The organism is Brucella sp. LJL56, from assembly GCF_054871705.1.
In genome coordinates this window covers 1143914-1162973 of record NZ_JBTXLQ010000001.1, presented here as the reverse complement: position 1 = coordinate 1162973, position 19060 = coordinate 1143914, and the positions used below count along the sequence as shown (strand labels likewise).

Sequence of the window (19060 nt, the reverse complement as noted above, 5' to 3'; positions counted from 1 at the left end):
CCTCAGGGTCTTCCGACAGTTGAGCGGCCAGAGCTGTGAACGCCTCTGCTTCGTGATCAGTCATTTCTTCGATCCCGATCGCTGCGCGAACTCCAGTCGCACTGCCACACCGCGGGCAAATAAGCTCTCCTGCCCAAGTGGCATGATCATCAAACGAACATGCTGCGCACTGAAAACGTGCCACTTAATTCTCCTTGTCGAGTTCCTCGTCGCGCATTGCTGGCAGTTTGAGCAAAATAACATACTACTCGACTATAACAGTTAAGTATAATCGGAGGCATCGTTGCGTGCCCTTTCAAGTCGGCGCTCTCGTAGACCGAAATGTTCATCAACGAGCGTTGCTGACACTTGCACTTTAAGGTGATCATGAGGCTGGCCACATCGAACTCAATGTCGTGGGCTCCGACACATGATGATTGTTTGAAACCCTTGATAGACTGAGGTAAATTGGTTTTCTTAGTGGAAGCGAGCTAACAGCGCGCCCCTTTCTCACAGATGAGGACCCGGATAGTCAGTGACCAGCTGCTCCGGGTTCTTTCTTTCCTGATTAACGCATGGCGTCGGACATACAGACTGTCTCGCCCGGTAACAGATTCCATAGTCTTTACTTACGGATGTTTTTCGTATCGAAGCCCCGCTGCGGACACGAAAGCATGGTTCCGCAGGCGGGCGTCATCAAGCAGATCGACCCATTCGATGATTTCGATGATGCCCCGGAATTTCCCGCTCAACTCCTGAATGCGACCCCGGCCATTCGATGTCGTGCGCCAGCCGTTTGTATGGATTTCGAGCTTCCCAACGATGTCGGCGATGACATAGCAGTAGAAGATGCAATCGTCCGCTACACGGACTCGACCGCCCCGAAAATCAATGATCTCGCCATTCTTGAGCTTTGTAATATACTCACTGATCTGGCTCATCGGAGAGTATCGCTCGTCGTAATCCTTCCGGCCAGGATGTTTGAACTCAACAAGCATTACGCGTCTCAGCGGGTCTTCACCCTCTGCCCCGAGTCCGTAAAGGCGATTATATATGAGAAGGTCAGGTCGCTTTGTGCTGGTTTCGCCATCGACAATTTGCGTGAATGGCACATCCGACGCGAAATACTTGGTGAAGGTCAAGCGTTCATCGATGATCCAAAGATCGTGATCTGACCGCTCCAATTTCGATGGATCGTCGCCTCGTAGCTTCATAGGACAAATGAATTGGTGGAGCGTTTCTTCGAGATGGAAATCCTGTGATCCGTCTGCACGCTCCCGGATACGACGGGTCAGAACTTCCATCACGTCAAGGACAGTTTTGCGCCGCAACACATATTCTGTAAGTTGTCGTTGTTCCTCGGCCCGAATGTCGTCTGTGGCTTTGCGGACGGCCTCGGCGAAGTTCTCAGGCACGTCGTCATTTCCTCCAAGCTGCGAAACGATCTTTTGGATTGTGTCATTCCGTTCTTTATCGCGACGTATCCGAATGGGGATCAGGGCTTGAGCAAATTGCTCCGGCTTTACGGCGTTCTTTGGCGTCCTCGCCAGAAGTTCAGGCGCTTCCTCGAAGGCGAACGATGGATATTCCTGCATGAACTCCTGCATCGTTCCGAGGCGCTGGTTGTCGAACTGTGTGATTTCCTCGTGGATTGCATTCGTCCGCACATGGTCGGAACACTCCCGCACGATCGCTTCGATGATGCTTTCATCGAAGTTGAATTGCGTCCGTTCCTGATTAACGCGCTCATCCAGAAAATCTCCGGTAACGCAGCCATGATATACATTCGTGCCATCGGAGCCAAAACGGCCGATCCCGACCAGCCCGTCGATCTTCCGGGTTGTAACCGTGCGCCCGTTTGCGACCAGGTGCATCTGATGCAGTCCGTCAAAATTGGCACTCGCTGCCTTGTCACAAACGAAACTTGCGAGAGACAGTGTGCCGAACTCGTGGCTTTCTATGGTGGCAACGCCTCGGTCCTCGACCCGGAGATTTTGGATTTCTTGAGGAAATATCGTCGCGTTAGTGTCTATATCGACAATGACGCTCGGGGACCGCCCCATGATAAAGTCCGCGAAAAAATGCGATCCGAAATGCTTGACGATGGTAGCAGTCTGGCTCGGAAACTTGTCGCGGTAGGCCGTTCCGCGAAGTCGCTTGAAGGTGATCGCCGTGCCGGTGCTGGTCGCGCCAGTTGCGGGTTCGTTTTGCTCCTCCGTTATCTGATCCTGCGCTTCCAAACGGAAGGTGAAGGACCGGCGGAACAGCGTTCCTTGGTCACGGTAAATGCTCGCAACCCTGATGCTGTCGAAAGCGTCCAGCCAAAGAAGTCGCCCGACTCCTTTTCCGCCACGGGAGATTTTATAGTCCGTATCGGTGGTGCAAAATGCTTCAAATCGGGCCGGTTCTAGCCCAACGCCATTATCATCAACCGTGATTTCAATATCATCCGGCGACCGGGGATTGGCGATGGTGACAGTAATTTTTCCCTGTTGCTGATACTGGTCGCCGAATGCATCCTCGACGGCATGAAGGGAATTGCTGACGGCCTCGAACACAGGTTGAAGCGCCTCCGCCGCCAGTGACGGTTTTGGGAGCCGTTTCACACGATTGACAATATCCCCCCGCATCGAAGTCATGGGCGTTCCCCTGATTTTTCTTTTTGGCGTACCAACCGCGCCGCTGCCGGGTCGTAGATATAATCCGTGATCGTGCCGTCCTTAATCCGCTCCACTGCATCATCCACGATAAAGCGCGGCACGAGGAACCATTCGCGAGGCACGACAGGATTGCCGAAACGGTCCTTGATCTCGATGTCGAGACGCGCCGAATCGAAAATCCGGTGAATCAGGTTTTCCAACCTAGCGCGATTGATGTTGTAGAGCGTGTAGGTGGCGGCAATCTCTACGTCTGCCATCAGAAATGTCGGGTCCAGCTTAGCATTGGCGATGCGCCGCGCCACATCGCCGCCGGTCACGCCAATCTTATGCAACACGTCGCGGTTGGCGGCGACGAGTGGATGATCCGCTTTGCTGCGAAGGACGTAGATGGTCCCGCTCGCAATATCCTCGTCGTCACTTTCGCCGGCGAACAGCGGGCCAGCACTCGGTTCGGTGACGCGCCGTCCTGCCTCGTCCTTGTAAAGCGCCCGCTGGAGCGAACGGAGAAGCAGATTGCTTTGAGTCCCGTTGGAATAGACGACTCGCAACCGGGCGTCATTTTGTCCATTCGGAGCGCGAAAGATTTCGCCGACTTCGGCGACATAGGCGATCTGACCGCCAAGGATGAAAAACTGCCCCTCGGTAATGTCTGCTTTCAGGAAACCGGCATCCTTCACAAACTGCCGCGTTGTGCGAACACCGGTATCAAGGTCGATCCGCACCTGCTCAAATAGGGGCTTGAACCTGTAAAAATCGGAGCATGGCTCGCGGTTGGCGATCTCCTCGGCAGCGCGTTTCTCGGCGGTGGAGCGGACATGGCGAAGCTCGGTGATTTGGGAAGCACCTGCGGCCCCGGCAAGCTCGGCCATGAGCGCGTCGGCGTCCATTTCCTCGGGCGTCGCGGTCGCGTCGTCTTCCGCGGTAGACAAAAGCCCCTGACGGTCGAGCGGCGCTAGAAGCGAACGGCACCCCTCTAAGGTACGAAGCCGGTCCAGCCGCACGGCATACAGCCGCTCGAATATATCGCGGTCCTCGCCATGCTGCGGCGCGCGGCCATGTTCATCGGTGAAACGCTGGATTTCCTCGAACCCAGCGATGATGCGTTCCTCGCGGGGACTCCGCCCGACCTTCTTCTCCGGCTGGGCGAAGTCAGCCAGTTCGTCACGCAGTTCATCAAGATCGAGGTTAATCATAGCGACCCTCATCCTTGAAGCGCACGAAAGCGGCAGCACCTTCCGCCATGCGCTTTTCCCATGCGTCGGTAGAACTGATGGACGGAAGCCGCCCGCGTTCCTTCTTGAACTGGACCGCCCGAACGGCAAGCTGCTTGGCCTCTTCCGGGGTGAGGCTGGTGCGGCGAGCGGAAATGGCAGCAGCGACTTGTTTCAAGCTTTCCTCGCTCATGGTCTTGGCGAGGATGGCATAAGCCTCCTGAAACGGATTGATCTGGTCAATCAGGTCGATGTCGAGTTCGCGCACGTCCATCGCGAATTTGCGAACGCCGTCGATCAATGCTGTATTCGCGCCCGGCTCGTCGTCAGAATCGTCGCCGCCAAGGGCGATCTTCTTGGCTTGCTGGGTGAGATTGAGGGCGGCGATGGCGTGCTGACGCACGGCCTCTTGGTCCTCTTCGTCCAGTTCGGGATATTTGTCCTTTATGATCTTGCCCAAGCGAAGCTGGGTAAGTTCCTCGGGAACAAGCTCCTCATCGAACAGGCCACGCTCTATAGAAGGCTTGTCCTGCACGAAGCTGGCGATGACCTCATTCAAATCCTCGCGGCAGATGCGGGTGGCTTCGGGGGATTTGGGTTCGGCAAGCCCCTTGATCTCGATCTGGAAAACGCCGCGCTCCTCGTTGAAGCCGACATTGCATTTGTCTGCCTGATAGCCAGCGTCGCCATAGTCAAAGCCGGGTTCGGCAGTGCTGGTTGTTGGGTTCTTGGGCTTGAACTCAAAGCGCGGGGCCAAGACCTGCTCCATGAGCAAGCTGGCGGCGATGGCCTTTAAGGTGTCGTTAACAGCCTCCGTCACGGCGGATTCGGCGGCATCCGGTTCGGCGATTAGGTTAGTGAAGCGGGCGCGGGTCTTGCCCGGCGCATCACGGGTGGCGCGACCGATGATCTGCACGATCTCGGTCAGACTGGACCGATAGCCGACCGTCAGCGCGTGTTCGCACCAAATCCAGTCGAAGCCTTCCTTCGCCATGCCGAGCGCAATGATGATGTCCACATGATCGCGGTTGTTCTTCTGCGTGGGATCTTTGAGTGCGGCGGACACACGATCCCGCTTGGTTGCATCATCATCAACAAGGTCGGCGATGCGAAGGACGCGGCCTTCCGGCGTCTTGATCAGTTGGAAGCCGGTGGACGGGTCGATGCCTTGCCATTCGCCAAGCTCCTCGATGATGTGTTCAACTTCCTTGATCTTTTGCCCGGTGCTTTCCCGCGAATTGACATTAGGGATGTGGATAATGGTTTTCTCGGCTGGGTCCAGCACCGCAAGGATGTCGTCAGAGTAAGCGCCGGAGTAGAAGAAATAGCCGATGTCGAGCGATTTCAGATACTCGTAGCCGTTTAGCTGCTCGTAATAGGTGTAGGTGACGGTATCGAAATTAGCCTCGTCCTGCGGGGCAAGGACGGCCTCAGCGTCGCCCCGAAAATAGCTGCCCGTCATGGCGACAATGTGCACTTTGTTCCGAGTAATGAACTGGCCCAAGTGCAGACCCAGCTTGTTGTCGGGATTGGCCGAAACATGGTGGAACTCGTCCACCGCGATCAACCTATTGTCGAACGCCTCCACGCCGAACCTGTCCACCGCGAAGCGGAAGGTCGCATGGGTGCAAACCAGCACGTTGTCGTCGCTTTCAAGGAAGGCCCCTACGCTGTTGACCTTGCCGCCGTCCTCGCCCGGCGCGTTGCAGAGATTCCATTTTGGTGTCACGGTCCAGTCGGCCCAAAAGCCGAACTTGGTCAGCGGCTCGTCGGCGAAGCTGGAGCCGATGCTTTTCTCCGGCACGACGATGATTGCCTGCTTCAGCCCTTGGTTCGCCAGCTTATCGAGCGCGATGAACATGAGGGCGCGGCTTTTGCCGGACGCCGGGGGCGACTTGATGAGAAGATATTGCTCGCCACGCTTCTCGTAGGCGCGTTCCTGCATCGGCCTCATGCCAAGTGAATTGGCCTTGTTGGAACTACCGTTGTGGGCATAAGAAACCGAGACGGAAGGAACTGATTTCATTTCTATGGTCACGCTGTTGCCCCCGCTTTCCGTTTCTGCGATGTCCCCGCCGATGCGGTCATCTTTGTATAAAGATCGAACAACTTTTCCAGCCGCTCGGTGTCGTTGCGAAAGCGCCGCCCGATATAGATGCGCTCCAAAACCTCGTCGTTGCGCTCATGCGCTTCGCGCAGATCGGCGGGCATTTTGTTTTCACCGTCTTTGACTTCGTAAAGGTCCGCGATAGTGGCGGGGAAATGTGCTTCTCGCGCCAACAGAATATCCTCGGCGCAACGGGTCAAGTCGGCCTTATTCTTCTCGGTTAGCGCGGGCACCGGAAAGGTGTTCCAACCGAGCGTGTTGGAATAGGAATAGTCAGTTCGCAGTCGGACGCAGACCGTTGCAATCCAAACTAGATGTAGGCGCGCCGCAATCAGCGCCATGTTCCAGAGAGGTGCATTAAAAAAGGCGTAGTTCTTATTGCTCAGTATAGTTCCCTTTTCTGCAATGCCGCAGGGCAAATATGGTCGATTTTCCGAACTAATGCCCGGAATAACGATGATCTCTTCATCGCCAGTCTGCCTGATCTCTACAAAACGGTTAGGTGTTTTCGCGGCTTCCAGTGTAGTCCTTTTCGGACTCTGACTTCTCATGGTTGCAACAGCGTTCAATCGATGATCTATCTCTGGAACCTGTCTCGCCTGTTCTACATCATCGTCGTCTATCCAAAGGCAATATCGCTGAACGCCTTGAATAAACTCAGAAGCACCGGGGAACGGGTGAATAAATTGGATAGCTTCTGGATTTCTGTTGAGAAGCTCCTGACGTTCAGAAAAATCTAGGAGGAGATTTCCTCCATCAGCGGGCTTATTTCCCCACGTCATTGTTGCTCTGTCGTCGGGTGGAACGGACAGCTTATTAATAATTAAACTGGGGCCGGCGACGAGATAGGCGTTAATATTGTCTGTGTCCTTAACAACGGACCTGCCATCATCTCCAATAGAGAATATGCGCCTAATTTTTCTAGAATTCCTCGAAATGCCGACAATGACGACCGTAACACCCGCGTTGTAGCTCGCCAGATTTGCCCATTGAAATGAGGTATGTGCGAATACGATTTCGTGGCCGGTTGATGCGATAAGGGGCCAAAGGATCGGAACCTGCTGGCCTTGACAAATAGAATTAGTGGACACGAACGCCGCTGCGGCATTTGTATGTGTGCCGTAGTCTGCTGCCTTAATGAACCATCCTGCTACATAGTCGAGAGATTTCCAGCTATTCGCACGACCCTCGAATATCGCTTGTAGATCAGATTTTTGCTGCTCATCTTGCCATGTCGAGCCACGATATGGCGGATTACCACAAATATAAGTTTCACCGCCTTCGTTCTCGAAGTCGATCTGGGCTTGGTCCAGCGGTGTGTGAAACAGATCGTCACCTACCAACTTCACGCCGGTGCCGGTCGGCGGGCAGATGCTCAGCCAGTCGAGCCGAAGCGCGTTGCCGCAGGTAATCCAGTTTTCGGCATTGAGCGGCAGAAACTCATTCAGGGCGAGTTGCTGCCCGCGATAGAGGACGTCGCACTGATATTCGGCGATGATAAGTGCCAGCCGAGCGATCTCGGCGGGAAAGTCACGAAGTTCGATGCCCCGGAAGTTGGTGAGCGGAATATCAGACTTCCGGCCTTCCTCGTCGCGACGATCGTTGATGATGGCCTCGATGGCCCGCATTTCCTTGTAGGCTATAACAAGGAAGTTGCCGCTGCCGCAAGCAGGGTCGAAAACCCGGATGCGGGCTATGCGATTGCGTAGATTGAGCAGCTTTCGGGGATTATCTCCCGCCTCTGCAAGATGCTCGCGCAGGTCGTCCAGAAAGAGTGGGTTCAGCACTTTCAGGATGTTTGGGACACTGGTGTAGTGCATCCCCAAGGCCCCGCGCTCCTCATCGTCGGCGACGGCCTGAATCATCGACCCAAAAATATCCGGATTGATCTTCCGCCAATCGAGGCCGCCTATATGGAGTAGGTAGGTTCGCGCGATCCGGCTGAAACGCGGCACGTCGAGGCGACCCGAAAACAGCCCGCCATTAACGTAAGGAAACACATCTGCCCAGCGAGACAGCTTTGCGTCCTTCCGGTCGGCGATCTTGGTGTTCATTGCGCGGAAAATCTCGCCGATCACCTCATGCGTATTGGACGAGTCCCGTGCACTCATCTGGTCGATGGTCGCAGTAAACAAGCCCGTGCCGTGGAAGATGTCGGTATCTTCCGCGAAAAAGCAGAAGATCAGCCGAGCCATGAAGTGGTTTATGTCGGGGCGGCGCTCGGCGGTTCCCCACTCGGGGTTGTCTTTCAGCAGCTCGACATAGAGCTTGTTTAGGCGGCTCGTAGCGCGGATATCGAATGAACTGTCCCGCACCTGCTTGACGGTGGTGATCCCGGCAAGAGCCAGGAAGAAGCCGAAATGGTTTGGGAAATCGGCATAGGCGCAGGCAACAGTTTCGCCAGATTCGAGGTCTTCGGCCTCGAATGTCACGCCATCGGTGGCCAGGATGAACTTGGCCTTGCCGCGCGTTGTGGCGGGACTGGCCCGCAGCGCGGCGAGCTTTTCCGTCACGCTACCAGCGTCAGCGGTGGCAATATGGATGTTGCTGGTCTGAAGAAGGCCGCCCACGTCAGACTTGTTCGATGCGCCAGAACGCAGCCGCTTGATAGTCGTGGCCTTGTTGCCGAAGGCTTCGAGGAAGAGATAAGGGAATTCTATCGCATCGAACGGCTGCTCGGCGAGCACGGATATAGCCTCTTCAATCTCGACGGCGTTCATGCGTTCCCCCACTTTCCGTAGTCGATGCACGGAAAGGCTCGACCTCGATCTTCTTGGCCCGGCGCATGACCTCGGCCAGCTCGTAATCGAGCTGCCGTATCAGCCACTCGCGGGCAGGTGTGCCAAACGCCTTTTCCAACCGGACAGCCATCTCCGGCGAAATCCCCGACCGGGCATTCAGCAGGTTGCTAAGAGTCTGTCTGTCCACCCCAAGAACCCGAGCGGCGTCCGTGACGCTCAATCCGTTTCGTTCAAGGCAATCTTGCCGGACTGTCGTTCCTGGGTGCATCGTCAGTGATTCTTACCAAGTATTCGTTGGAGGAACGATATAGTGATAATCGACACTCGACAACTTGTTTCATGTCGATTGCCACGATCATCCACGGTGGCGAAACGCGATCTGGTGATGCAGGATTAACCAGAACACGCCGGACGAATAATGTTACTTCCGCGCCATCGAATGGAAACCTGTCCCCATTGAAGTATGGTCTATTTTGGACAACAATCAGCCCATAGAAATCGGGGCCTTCCGGCACCAAAATCTATGAGGGTTCAATTGGGACAGCTCGCTGTCATTTATTGCCGCGTTTCGACTGCCGACCAGTCATGCGAGCGGCAAGAACGCGACCTAGCTGCTTTCGCTGACCGAGCCGGATATGAGGTTGCCGCGATATTCAAGGAAACAGGCTCTGGCACGAAACTCGATCGTACTGAGCGCAAGAAGGCGATGGCACTCGCGCAAGCCAGACAGATCGATGCCATCCTGGTCACCGAACTTTCCCGATGGGGCCGTTCGACTATCGACCTTCTAAATACCCTGCGAGAACTGGAAAACTGGAAAGTGTCCGTTATCGCTATGAACGGCATGACCTTCGATTTGTTTTCGCCGCACGGACGCATGCTGGCGACTTTTCTCTCTGGCATTGCTGAGTTCGAGCGCGACTTGATCAGCGAACGCGTCAAATCCGGTCTCGCCGCAGCAAAGGCACGCGGCAAAAAGCTCGGCCGTCAGGCTGGAGAACGCCCGAAATCTGATCGGCTCGCGCCGAGAGTCATGGCATCAGTCGCCGAAGGGCGAAGCTATCGGTGGATCGCTCGTGATCTCGGTATTAGCAAAAACACGGTCGCGTCCATAACCAAACGGAATAGAGGATTAGGTTAGGCGATGGCGGATGAACCTATCACCGCACTTCTTCCGAAATCAGGCGGACACCAATTTGTCATGTATGGCGATTCGTGTTCCGGCATTCCAAATGCGTTACACGAAAGAACGTTCGCAGAAGTGAATGCGTTCGTGAAAGGTCGCGTCGGCCTCCGACCTTAATTGTCGCCGTTCGGGAAAATTCCAACGCCGGGCGAAACCTGCGATTGTAGATCACCCCCTCACGAACTACTATCGATGAGGGGGAATCGGAATGTATCTTTCTGACGTTTCAATAAAGAATTTTCGCATCCTTACAGATTTCAGGGTGCGTTTGAATCCCGGCATCAATTTGATTGTCGGCGAGAACAACAGCGGAAAGACAGCGCTTGTTGATGCCCTACGTTATGCGCTTTCCGTGAACTCCGGGGAGTGGATACGGATTCAGGACCGCGATTTTAGTCGAGGGGCTACATCGCTCTCAATCCAGTTGAAGTTTGAGGATATCACTGCCCGGCAGGCGACCGCATTCGTTGAGCATCTGACGCACGAAACGATCCCAGGTACCAACAACCGGCGCTCAGTCCTCTATCTCAACTATCAGGCGGAACTGACAACACATCTCATACGCGGTGCTCGGCAGATCCGGACTGAGTTGCGGTCCGGCGCGAATGCAGAAGGCCCACCGGTGGAACGAGAGACGAGAGATTTTCTCGCAACCACCTATCTCCGTCCCCTGCGCGATGCGGATGCCGAACTAATGGGCGGTCGCGGATCGCGTCTGGCGCAGATTCTCGGCTCCTCTGAACAGTTCGGCGAAGCTGCCGTCGTTGAAAATCTGCTGACGACGATCATGGCGGCTAACGCAGCGATCATCGAGAATGATGGAGTGAGCGCAACCCGTGCACGTATTGAAGAGCAGATTCGCAGGCTGGATTTCCGCACGAAACCCTTAAGCCCGCTGATCAGCATCATGGGCGGAACCGATCTCGAACAACTCGATGCGACTGAACGCAAACAGATGTTCCGCGCAATTCTGGAACGCTTGCAACTGCTCATCGATTCACAGGAGCGCTACCAAGGCCTCGGATACAGCAATCTGCTGTTTATGGCGACGGAGCTCCTGCTTCTTGAGCAGGAGCAGCATGATTTTCCGCTTCTGCTAATCGAGGAGCCAGAAGCGCATCTTCATCCGCAGCTTCAAATGAAATTTCTACGGGCACTTAGAGAGGGGTTTGGCGGGCAGAATTCCTCGTTGCAGAGTATCCTTACAACCCACAGCCCGAACCTGGCGTCGAAAGCGCCGCTTGAAAACATAATCATCATGGCGGAGGGCAAGGCTTTTTCCCTGCGCAAGGGGGAAACGCAGCTGGATGCGCAGAACTATGTGTATCTAGAGAAATTCTTGGATGTAACAAAATCCAACCTCTTCTTCGCCAAGGGCGTCATAATCGTCGAGGGCGATGGTGAGAATATCCTCCTTTCAACATTTGCAGATCTTCTAGGGAGACCATTCGAGGATTTTGGCGTATCCGTCGTTAATGTCGGCAGCATCGCCTTTGCGCCCTTCGCCCGCATCTTCCAACGGACGGGAATGGACAATCCTGCGAACGTTGCCGCATGGCTTGGTACGCGCGTCGTTTGCCTGCGCGATCTCGATCTGTGGCCCGAACCGGCTCGCATCGCGGAAGGCAACATTTACGGCTTTCTGGAAGCAAAGCCCGGTAATCAACAGTACTGGGAAAGCCACTACGCGGAAGATGTTCAAGGCCGATTGAATTGGATTGCAAACCGCAAATTGCTTGCGGGGCAGAATGTGAGGGTCGAGGTGGCGGACCATTGGACGTTCGAGTATGCGCTTGTGCGGGCCGGCTTAGCAGCGGAAGTATATCAAGCGCTGAAAGGCACGCTCGATGGCTATGACCAGCTACCGGCTGATCCGGAATTGCGGGCAGTTGCCATCTACAAGGATGTCGCTACGCAATCCAGTGCGAAGACCAAGTTGGCCTACGCGCTATCGAGCGTGCTGGCTGAAAAGTTCGGGCCGATCATTACGCCTGCTCTCGAGAATGAATCGCCCGAACAGGTTGACGTGAGACAACAAGCTGACCACGCGCAGACTGCGGCACGGAGAGCCGTGTTTCGGGCAGCACTACCAGCATATATCGTGCGGGCTATAGATTATGTGACAGGGCATGAAGCCCCTGTGGCAGCGGCATAGGGGTTTGCTGATGCCGATACCTGCCATAGACGACGCCGACATTGACGCGCTGCTTGAAGAGATCAATGCTGCGTCGATGGACGAAACGCTGACTCTTAACGAGGCAAGGCGTGCGGTAATTCGGGAGCACCACCACGTCCATGCCTGTCCCGGAGCAGGTAAGACGACGCTCATCGGCTTGAAGCTGATCCTCCTTGCCCGCAAATGGCGCTGGCGCCATCGCGGTCTATGTGTCCTAACCCATACGAATGTGGCAAAGAATGAGATTCAAAAGCGTGTTGGCACCAATGCTGCGGCGAGATCGCTGCTCAGCTACCCGCACTTCATCGGGACGATCCAGGATTTCGTACAAACTTTTCTCGCGCTGCCGGCCTGTCGCTCCAAGGGATACCCGATCCGTCAGATCGATGACACGGCCACAGCGGCCTACATGCATCGCCGCCTGACCTTCGGTACGCGCGCATATCTGGACAACAGGAATACCAGCATTTCCGGACTACGCCTAAAGTGGGTTCAAGACCAGTTATCCGTCGACGTCCCGGGATCGCCAGGCACCCATACAGCCTCCTACCGGAATATGATCGCGGCAAAAAATCAGGCTCTCGAAAATGGTTATTTTTTCTTCTCTGAAATGTACGCGCTCGCAAGAGAACTGATCTCGGCCAATCCATCTATCATTGATGCCCTGCGACAGCGCTTCCCTCTCATACTAATCGATGAAATGCAGGACACGCAGAGATATCAGGACGAACTGATCAATCATCTGTTTGGCGATGCTGCAGAGTGCACGCTACAAAAGATTGGCGATCCCGATCAGGCGATTTTCGACGGCATGGCGGGCGAGCCGCCAAACGAAACGTTCAATGCGGCTTTGAACCTTGCACCCATCCCGGACAGCGGCCGGTTTACCGCGACCATAGCTGACAAATTCTGCGGACTCAGTACAAGGCGGATTGCTTTGACGGGCTCCCGCCCTGCATCCGTGAATGCTCCTGACTGTACATTCATTCTTTATGGCAATGATACGATAGGAGCCGTTCTGGATCAGTTCGGCGCGATACTCGCCGGGCTTCCGGAAGTCGAGCGCAGGATCGTAAAAGCAGTTGGAGGGCGTGCCGAAGGCGGAGCACTCAGCATACAATCTTACTGGCAGGCATTCGATCGGAATCAGGCGAACCGGGGGAGGACTCCTGATACTTTCTGTGAATGCGTTAGGGGCACCTTGGATTTGAAAAATGGGCCGGTTCACTCTCACTACCAGCACCTGAGGCAAGGGTTGGTGGAACTCTTACGTCTGGGCGGTAAGACTGTCATCGGACGATCCGGAGGTGCTATGCCGATCACGCGCGCAAATTTAAGGCGCTACTTTGATGTCTCGGAGAAGACATCTTTGATCAATGCGCTGATGGCAGACTTGCTGCTTCGCACTACACTCACGGCTGCCGAATGGACAGACATTGCGCAAACGCTCTGCGATATCTGCGATATCGATATTGGTCGTATCGCCATTGCCGAATATCTGGCCTATGCGGACCATGCGCCGGAATTGTTTGATGAAGCGGTGTTGCCTGGCAACGTGTATCTGAGCGCGGGTGGCATCCCGATGGAGGTTTCCACCATTCATGCCGTCAAAGGAGAAACCCACGACGCCACCCTCGTCCTCGAAACTAAGTTCGGGGCTCTTTTTGACGTAAAGGAAATGCTGCCCTTCTTGATCAATCCGGTGTTGGAGAGACCGGTGTTCGACCCAGCTCATGCTGCCACCCACGCATCCATCAGAGCATCCTTTATGAAAAAGATGTACGTAGCGACTACTAGGGCACGGCAACTGGTCTGCATAGCGATGCACCGCGATCGCATCTCTCAGCAGGACAGGTTAACGCTCACGGACCACAGGGGCTGGTCGTTTGTTGATCTGTAGCCTTGATACCACGCCCATTGCTCGGATGCCGTGCCGACGAGCGCCGAATCCGGCAGGTCATGAGGCCGAAAATTTTCTATCGGACAGCCCCACTGTGACATGGACCGGATTTCGTGCTTATCTGATCGTCGCATTATCCTGTAATTTCAACGAGAAGTACGGATCGCGCGAAAACTGGCGTCCGTATATGTATTCATATTATTAACAGCGCTGTGTGACACGTGCCAAAATCATGAGCGATCTGATCGAACAATTCCTGGAACGTTGCGGTCCCCGCCTTTCTGGCGAAGTTGCGGGGCACTTGGTCAAAACGCTCGGGGTTTCCGAGGCCGCTGCGCGAAAGCGCGTATCGAGAGTGGCCGGTAATGTGCGGCGTCTCAGCTATATCACCTTCCCCCGCAAAGCCCGATTCTTGTATCTCGAGCGGCAATTTGGCTCACCCATCTATTGGGAGAACCTCGTCGCAGCGCTCATGCAGACCAAATCGGCCTACGGCGATGCCATAGCCGCGCTTCGGCAGCGAGGGGGCGTCGTTCCGGAGCGACTATTTCCGATCATTTGCGGCGCACCCGTAAGACAGCTCAGGCATTTGTCACCGGAAACCATCTTTACTCGGCTCAATGAGGCGGGTCTTCTCAAACGGGTGACGTTGCCCGGCGTTGGCGATTGCATTGCGATCGTGCAGGCCGATGGCTTCTACGAAGGCTTGGCACCCATGGTCCGAACACGCCTTATAACGGAGGGATTTCTTCTGACGGCCGTCAGCGATTGGCTGAAGAAGCTCGGGATTGTTAGCTATGGGAAGGTGACGACACGAGATTCAGAGACATTGCCGCGCGTGGGAACGTTCGCGTGGGATTTGACCGCACCCAGCTATCTGGGCGCGATGATAAAAGTCGGCAAGGATGGTAAGAATAGGCCGGGTTTCGTCGCCTGTGACGTTCATCTGGGAGATCCGGTCACCGTCGCGGGTGCACGCCCGTTCGTGAGCAAGTGCCGAACCTTACGAAACCTTCGCAATGTCGGCCCGTGCTTGCAGATGTTCGTGGCCGGCAAGTTCCATGGTGATGCCTTTCAGCTATTCAAGGAGAACGGCATCGTACCCGCGACGCCGGCGAACCTTTTCGGGGAAGAAGTGGCGGCGGGGCTGCTGCAGCTTTCGGCGGTGTTGAACAAAGCCGCGATACTATCGACGATCGATCCGACCGAGTTCGATGCGCTATTCAGCAAATTTGGCAAGATCGAAGGTGCAGCCAACCAGCTCCGAGGCACATTGTTCGAGTACCTGACGGCTGACGTCTTCCGAAGGGCCGGCGCTCACCAGGTACGCTTGAACAGGATCTATAAGGTCGGGGGGAAAGAAGCAGAGGCCGACGTTATCGCCGTACGTGACGACATATCCCTAACTTTTATCGAGTGCAAAGGCCATTCTCCATATGGAGAGACGCCTCACAGCGAGGTGGAGAAATGGCTTCAGCACAACGTGCCGATCTTTTTCAAAGCCGCCAAAGAGCACCCAGACTGGAAGAATCTTCCCGTGCATTTCGAATTTTGGACCACAGCGCCGCTTACGGAAGAGTCGATCGCGCTTCTTGAAAAGGCTAAGGGCGAAATCAGGCCTTCGCGCTACACGATCAGCTGGCGCCTGGGTGCGGAAATTCTGTCGCTGTGCAAAGACACCAAGGATGATGGACTAGTCATCGCCTTCCGCAAGCATTTCATGAAATTCAACGCGAGGACGGCAAAAGACCCACGCATGTCTGCTTTGGAAGGGCCGAGACCATAAGCCGACAGTCGGGAACCCACCCCATCACCGACACGCGCCAGTCACTGGACATCCAATCCTACGATACGGCTCGGACACATTTGGCTGGAATTGTTCGGAAAGGTCAGCAATCCTGACCCAATGGCAACATAGTGGCCAAAAAGGCCAAATATCGTGTCATTCGACATTTGTGTCGTGTGACACGATATTTGGCCTCTGGGTTCAGTATAACCCATTGAGAATCCTAAGGTCAAATTCTGCCAGTTGCAGTTAAATTGCCTTTTTTGCCACGATATTTTACCCGTCATATTCTTAAGTGTCGCAAGTCTTGGGAATTTTGCGACGCGAAAACGGTAGCTTCGCCCCTCTTCCTTCCAAATGCTATCGATCCCTTACTCGTGACCAAACCGGGCGATGCAGTGCCAGACCCATTTCGCCGTCTGATAATCGAGCAGACGGTCGCGAGCATGTCCGAGGATGGCGGGCGTTACCACCTTGTCCTCTGCGATCCTTGTGATCGCGCTCACCGCGACCGGACCCCGGTATGCTTCGCATTCGGCAATCCGCTCCACTGGCAACCGGAAACCGTCGTGCCATTCCACCCGGCAACCGAGCGAACCAGCGGCTTCCTCTATCGAAGTGCCGCGAAACGACGGATCGAGAACGACAGCATCGACATCGTCCGCCGTGCTCAGCGAGCCATGAATATGCGCTTCGATGTAGTTGTCGAGCCAAGGGTCGAGAGCGAGTTCATTTTCCGAGGCAAGAGCGACAAGCGAACGGACATCATCGACTGCGAAATGGCGCGGCTCCAAATGGCTGTCGGGGTAGCAAAATGAAGTGCGGGAACGGACGTGCAGCGCCAGGCGAAGGTGACATGATCCAAAGCGACGTGATCCGCCAACAGGATCAAGGCGATAGTTCAGGGCTCCATATTTCGGTCGGAGCGATGGGTGACCCTCGTCATACACGCCCCCGAATATCCGGCTTTCCCAATTCCATCGATCACCGCCCGGATGAGCTGAGAGACCGCCATTGCTTGTGCCAGTCTCGAATTGAGAACGATAGGTTCTGTGCCGGGCGAGGAGATCGATGACCAAATTGCCATCAACCGAAATATCCGGGTGAAAGTTCAGCGTGATTGGATAGGATTTGTCCTCGACACTTTGTGCGCTGCCTCCGCGCAGATGCGCCAATGCTCGTGTAACCTGATCGTTCATCACCCGACTGAAACCTCAATGTGCTGATCTCCGACGAACGACAGCTCGCAACCTCAATGTTGCTGGCGATTGAATGTCCGCGTCCTATGAAGAATAACCTATAAGCGGCCAGACCGGATTCCACCAGACATCGCCTTCGGCTGTCGCGAAACTCCTGAAACCCGCATCACGTCCGCGGCGGCCCGGATTCCGGGCCGCGACGTGTCGCAAAAGTCAGTCGCGCAAGTGTGACTTTTGCACACGACTTTTGCGACAGAATTTTCCCTGAAAAATTCAGTGCCGCCGATTTTGTCGCGAAACTTAGGATTTATGCGACTCGAAACGGCGTTTCTGGAAGCCGGTCTTTGTCTGCTCGAAGCCCGCACCGAGGTAGAAGTTAAGCGTCTCGGGCCTTTTCGATCCCGTCATCAGCATGACCTTGTAACAACTGGCCTGCCAAGCCGCATCCGATGCAGCATTCAGAAGCTCTCTCCCGAATCCACGCTTTCTGAAATCGCTGTGCGTCACGACGTTTTCGATCAGACCATAGGGGCTGCCTCCTCGGGTGAGATTAGGCACGACCACTAACGAACAGGATGAAGCCAGAACCTCTCCTATCTCACCGACAAAGATTGCGCTGCCGCCATAGGCCATGAACTGGTCAAACACTTCCTCGGCATGACCTGATGTTGGTCGCACATCGCCGGGTGCAAGATGCTGATATAGGTCAAGCAGACGGGGAAGGTCATTTCGGCTGGCATGCCTGATGCGTAGAGATTCTTGGGACATGCTCGAATACTGACGTGGTCGTCCAACTCATTCAATAACAATGACTGGCCTAAAAACTGATGTCGCAAAAATCCCAGAACCTGCGGCACGTTCAACTATCGTACCATGTTCGATTTGTAATGCTTCGATCAACCCGGTGAGCGGCGGGAATGGGATCGGAAGCCCACCCTGGACGAAATCTATGCGCCGAGGTTGCGTCGCAGTTTCGGACTGACGCAGAGGGAAGGATCGTTGAGAAAGGTCAGCAATACTATCCCAAAGGCAACATAGTGGCCAAAAAGGCCAAATATCGTGTCATTCGACAATTTTGATGTCGAATGACACGATATTTGGCCTCTGCACTTAGTATAACCCATTGAAAATCATGAGGTCAAATTTTATCAGTTGCAGTTAAATTGCCATTTTTGCCACGATATTTTACCCGTCATACTCTTAAGTGTCGCATGTTTCGGGAATTTCGCGGCAGATGATCGCGCATGAGGCTCAATGAAGTATCAGAAGTTTTTCATACCATCTGGCGAGGCCGGGGTTCAATTAGAAGTCGTTGCAGCCAAGCCCCAACATGACGGGCCATATCCGACGATCATTTTCAACCACGGCTCTACCGGGCGGGGTCAAAACAAGGCCCTCTATTCGAGAACGATGTGTCCGACTGTCGTAGGAAACTATTTTGTTGAACGGGGCTGGATGGCTCTATTTCCGCAGCGCCGAGGACGAGGGGAATCGGGTGGAATCTACGGAGAGGGACTTGCTCCTGATGGCTCCGGCTATTCCTGCAATGTTGAGGTCGCGATTGCGGGCTTCGAGCGGGCCATAGAGGATGTGGATGCTGTGGTGCGTCATCTGCGCGAGCGACCTGATGTAGATCAGGACCAGCTTGTCATCGGGGGTGTTTCTCGCGGCGGCATCTTGGCGATAGCACATGCGGGGATGCGGCCGAACACGTTTCGGGGTGCAATCAATTTCAACGGCGGTTGGCTTGGAAGAGGCTGCCCCAGCCATGAAATCGTCAACCCGCTAATATTCGAACGTGGCGCATCTAGCGGCATTTCAACGCTCTGGCTGCACGGTAGTTATGACCAGTACTACAGGATTGGGCACTGTAGAGGGAATTTCGAAAGGTTTCTGTCAGCCGGAGGACAGGGAAAGTTTGTTGCTGCCCCCATGGGCCATGCGTTGATGTTCAAGCCTGCGCTATGGAAGAATCACCTCGATCAATACATGGGCGAAATTACCATGTCGCGTAATTCCTAAGTTTCGCGACAAAATCATCAGCACTGATTTTTCAGGGAAATTTCCGTCGCAAAAATCATGTGCAAAAGTCAAACTTGTGCGACTGACTTTTGC

General features: G+C 54.8%; 12 protein-coding genes. 5 read left to right on the top strand and 7 right to left on the bottom strand.

Annotated features, from left to right (window positions below):
- Nucleotides 1-608: 608 nt before the first annotated feature.
- The 5 genes from ACYSN1_RS05620 to ACYSN1_RS05600 are packed head-to-tail and all read right to left on the bottom strand — an operon-like array spanning nt 609 to nt 8966.
- Nucleotides 609-2618 carry an ATP-binding protein gene (locus tag ACYSN1_RS05620; RefSeq protein ID WP_461724761.1) on the bottom strand — a complete coding sequence of 670 codons (2010 nt, stop codon included), beginning with the start codon at nt 2616-2618 and terminating at the stop codon, nt 609-611.
- Entirely contained in the window at nt 2615-3832 is a 1218-nt protein-coding gene (locus ACYSN1_RS05615) for a GIY-YIG nuclease family protein (RefSeq protein ID WP_461724760.1), read from the bottom strand. Before ACYSN1_RS05615 ends, ACYSN1_RS05620 begins: the two co-directional genes overlap by 4 nt.
- Entirely contained in the window at nt 3825-5876 is a 2052-nt protein-coding gene (locus ACYSN1_RS05610) for a DEAD/DEAH box helicase (protein WP_461724759.1), read from the bottom strand. Before ACYSN1_RS05610 ends, ACYSN1_RS05615 begins: the two co-directional genes overlap by 8 nt.
- An 8-nt stretch (nt 5877-5884) precedes the next feature.
- Nucleotides 5885-8677 carry a class I SAM-dependent DNA methyltransferase gene (locus ACYSN1_RS05605; RefSeq protein WP_461724758.1) on the bottom strand — a complete coding sequence of 931 codons (2793 nt, stop codon included), beginning with the start codon at nt 8675-8677 and terminating at the stop codon, nt 5885-5887.
- Nucleotides 8658-8966: a HigA family addiction module antitoxin gene (locus tag ACYSN1_RS05600; protein WP_461724757.1), complete on the bottom strand. Its 309-nt coding sequence runs from the start codon at nt 8964-8966 to the stop codon at nt 8658-8660. Before ACYSN1_RS05600 ends, ACYSN1_RS05605 begins: the two co-directional genes overlap by 20 nt.
- Before the next feature lie 267 nt (nt 8967-9233).
- Between ACYSN1_RS05600 and ACYSN1_RS05595 the strand changes: the two genes are divergently transcribed.
- From ACYSN1_RS05595 to ACYSN1_RS05580, 4 genes are all read left to right on the top strand, one after another.
- Entirely contained in the window at nt 9234-9839 is a 606-nt protein-coding gene (locus ACYSN1_RS05595; RefSeq protein ID WP_461724756.1) for a recombinase family protein, read from the top strand.
- A gap of 253 nt (nt 9840-10092) precedes the next feature.
- Nucleotides 10093-12039 (top strand): ATP-dependent nuclease, encoded by a 1947-nt coding sequence (locus tag ACYSN1_RS05590; protein ID WP_461724755.1) that lies wholly within the window; start codon nt 10093-10095, stop codon nt 12037-12039.
- Between the two features lie 10 nt (nt 12040-12049).
- The gene (locus ACYSN1_RS05585) at nt 12050-13960 is read left to right on the top strand and encodes a UvrD-helicase domain-containing protein (RefSeq protein ID WP_461724754.1); all 1911 of its coding nucleotides are present in this window, start codon (nt 12050-12052) and stop codon (nt 13958-13960) included.
- Nucleotides 13961-14192: 232 nt separating this feature from the next.
- Nucleotides 14193-15746 (top strand): hypothetical protein, encoded by a 1554-nt coding sequence (locus ACYSN1_RS05580; protein ID WP_461724753.1) that lies wholly within the window; start codon nt 14193-14195, stop codon nt 15744-15746.
- A 371-nt stretch (nt 15747-16117) separates the two neighbouring features.
- On the opposite strand, the gene ACYSN1_RS05575 is transcribed toward ACYSN1_RS05580, so the two are convergent.
- Nucleotides 16118-16945 (bottom strand): DUF3626 domain-containing protein, encoded by an 828-nt coding sequence (locus ACYSN1_RS05575; RefSeq protein ID WP_461724752.1) that lies wholly within the window; start codon nt 16943-16945, stop codon nt 16118-16120.
- 300 nt (nt 16946-17245) lie between these two features.
- The gene (locus tag ACYSN1_RS05570; RefSeq protein WP_461724751.1) at nt 17246-17713 is read right to left on the bottom strand and encodes a GNAT family N-acetyltransferase; all 468 of its coding nucleotides are present in this window, start codon (nt 17711-17713) and stop codon (nt 17246-17248) included.
- 486 nt (nt 17714-18199) lie between these two features.
- Between ACYSN1_RS05570 and ACYSN1_RS05565 the strand changes: the two genes are divergently transcribed.
- On the top strand, nt 18200-18967 hold the full coding sequence (locus tag ACYSN1_RS05565) for an alpha/beta hydrolase family protein (protein WP_461724750.1): 768 nt from the start codon (nt 18200-18202) through the stop codon (nt 18965-18967).
- Nucleotides 18968-19060: the final 93 nt, after the last annotated feature.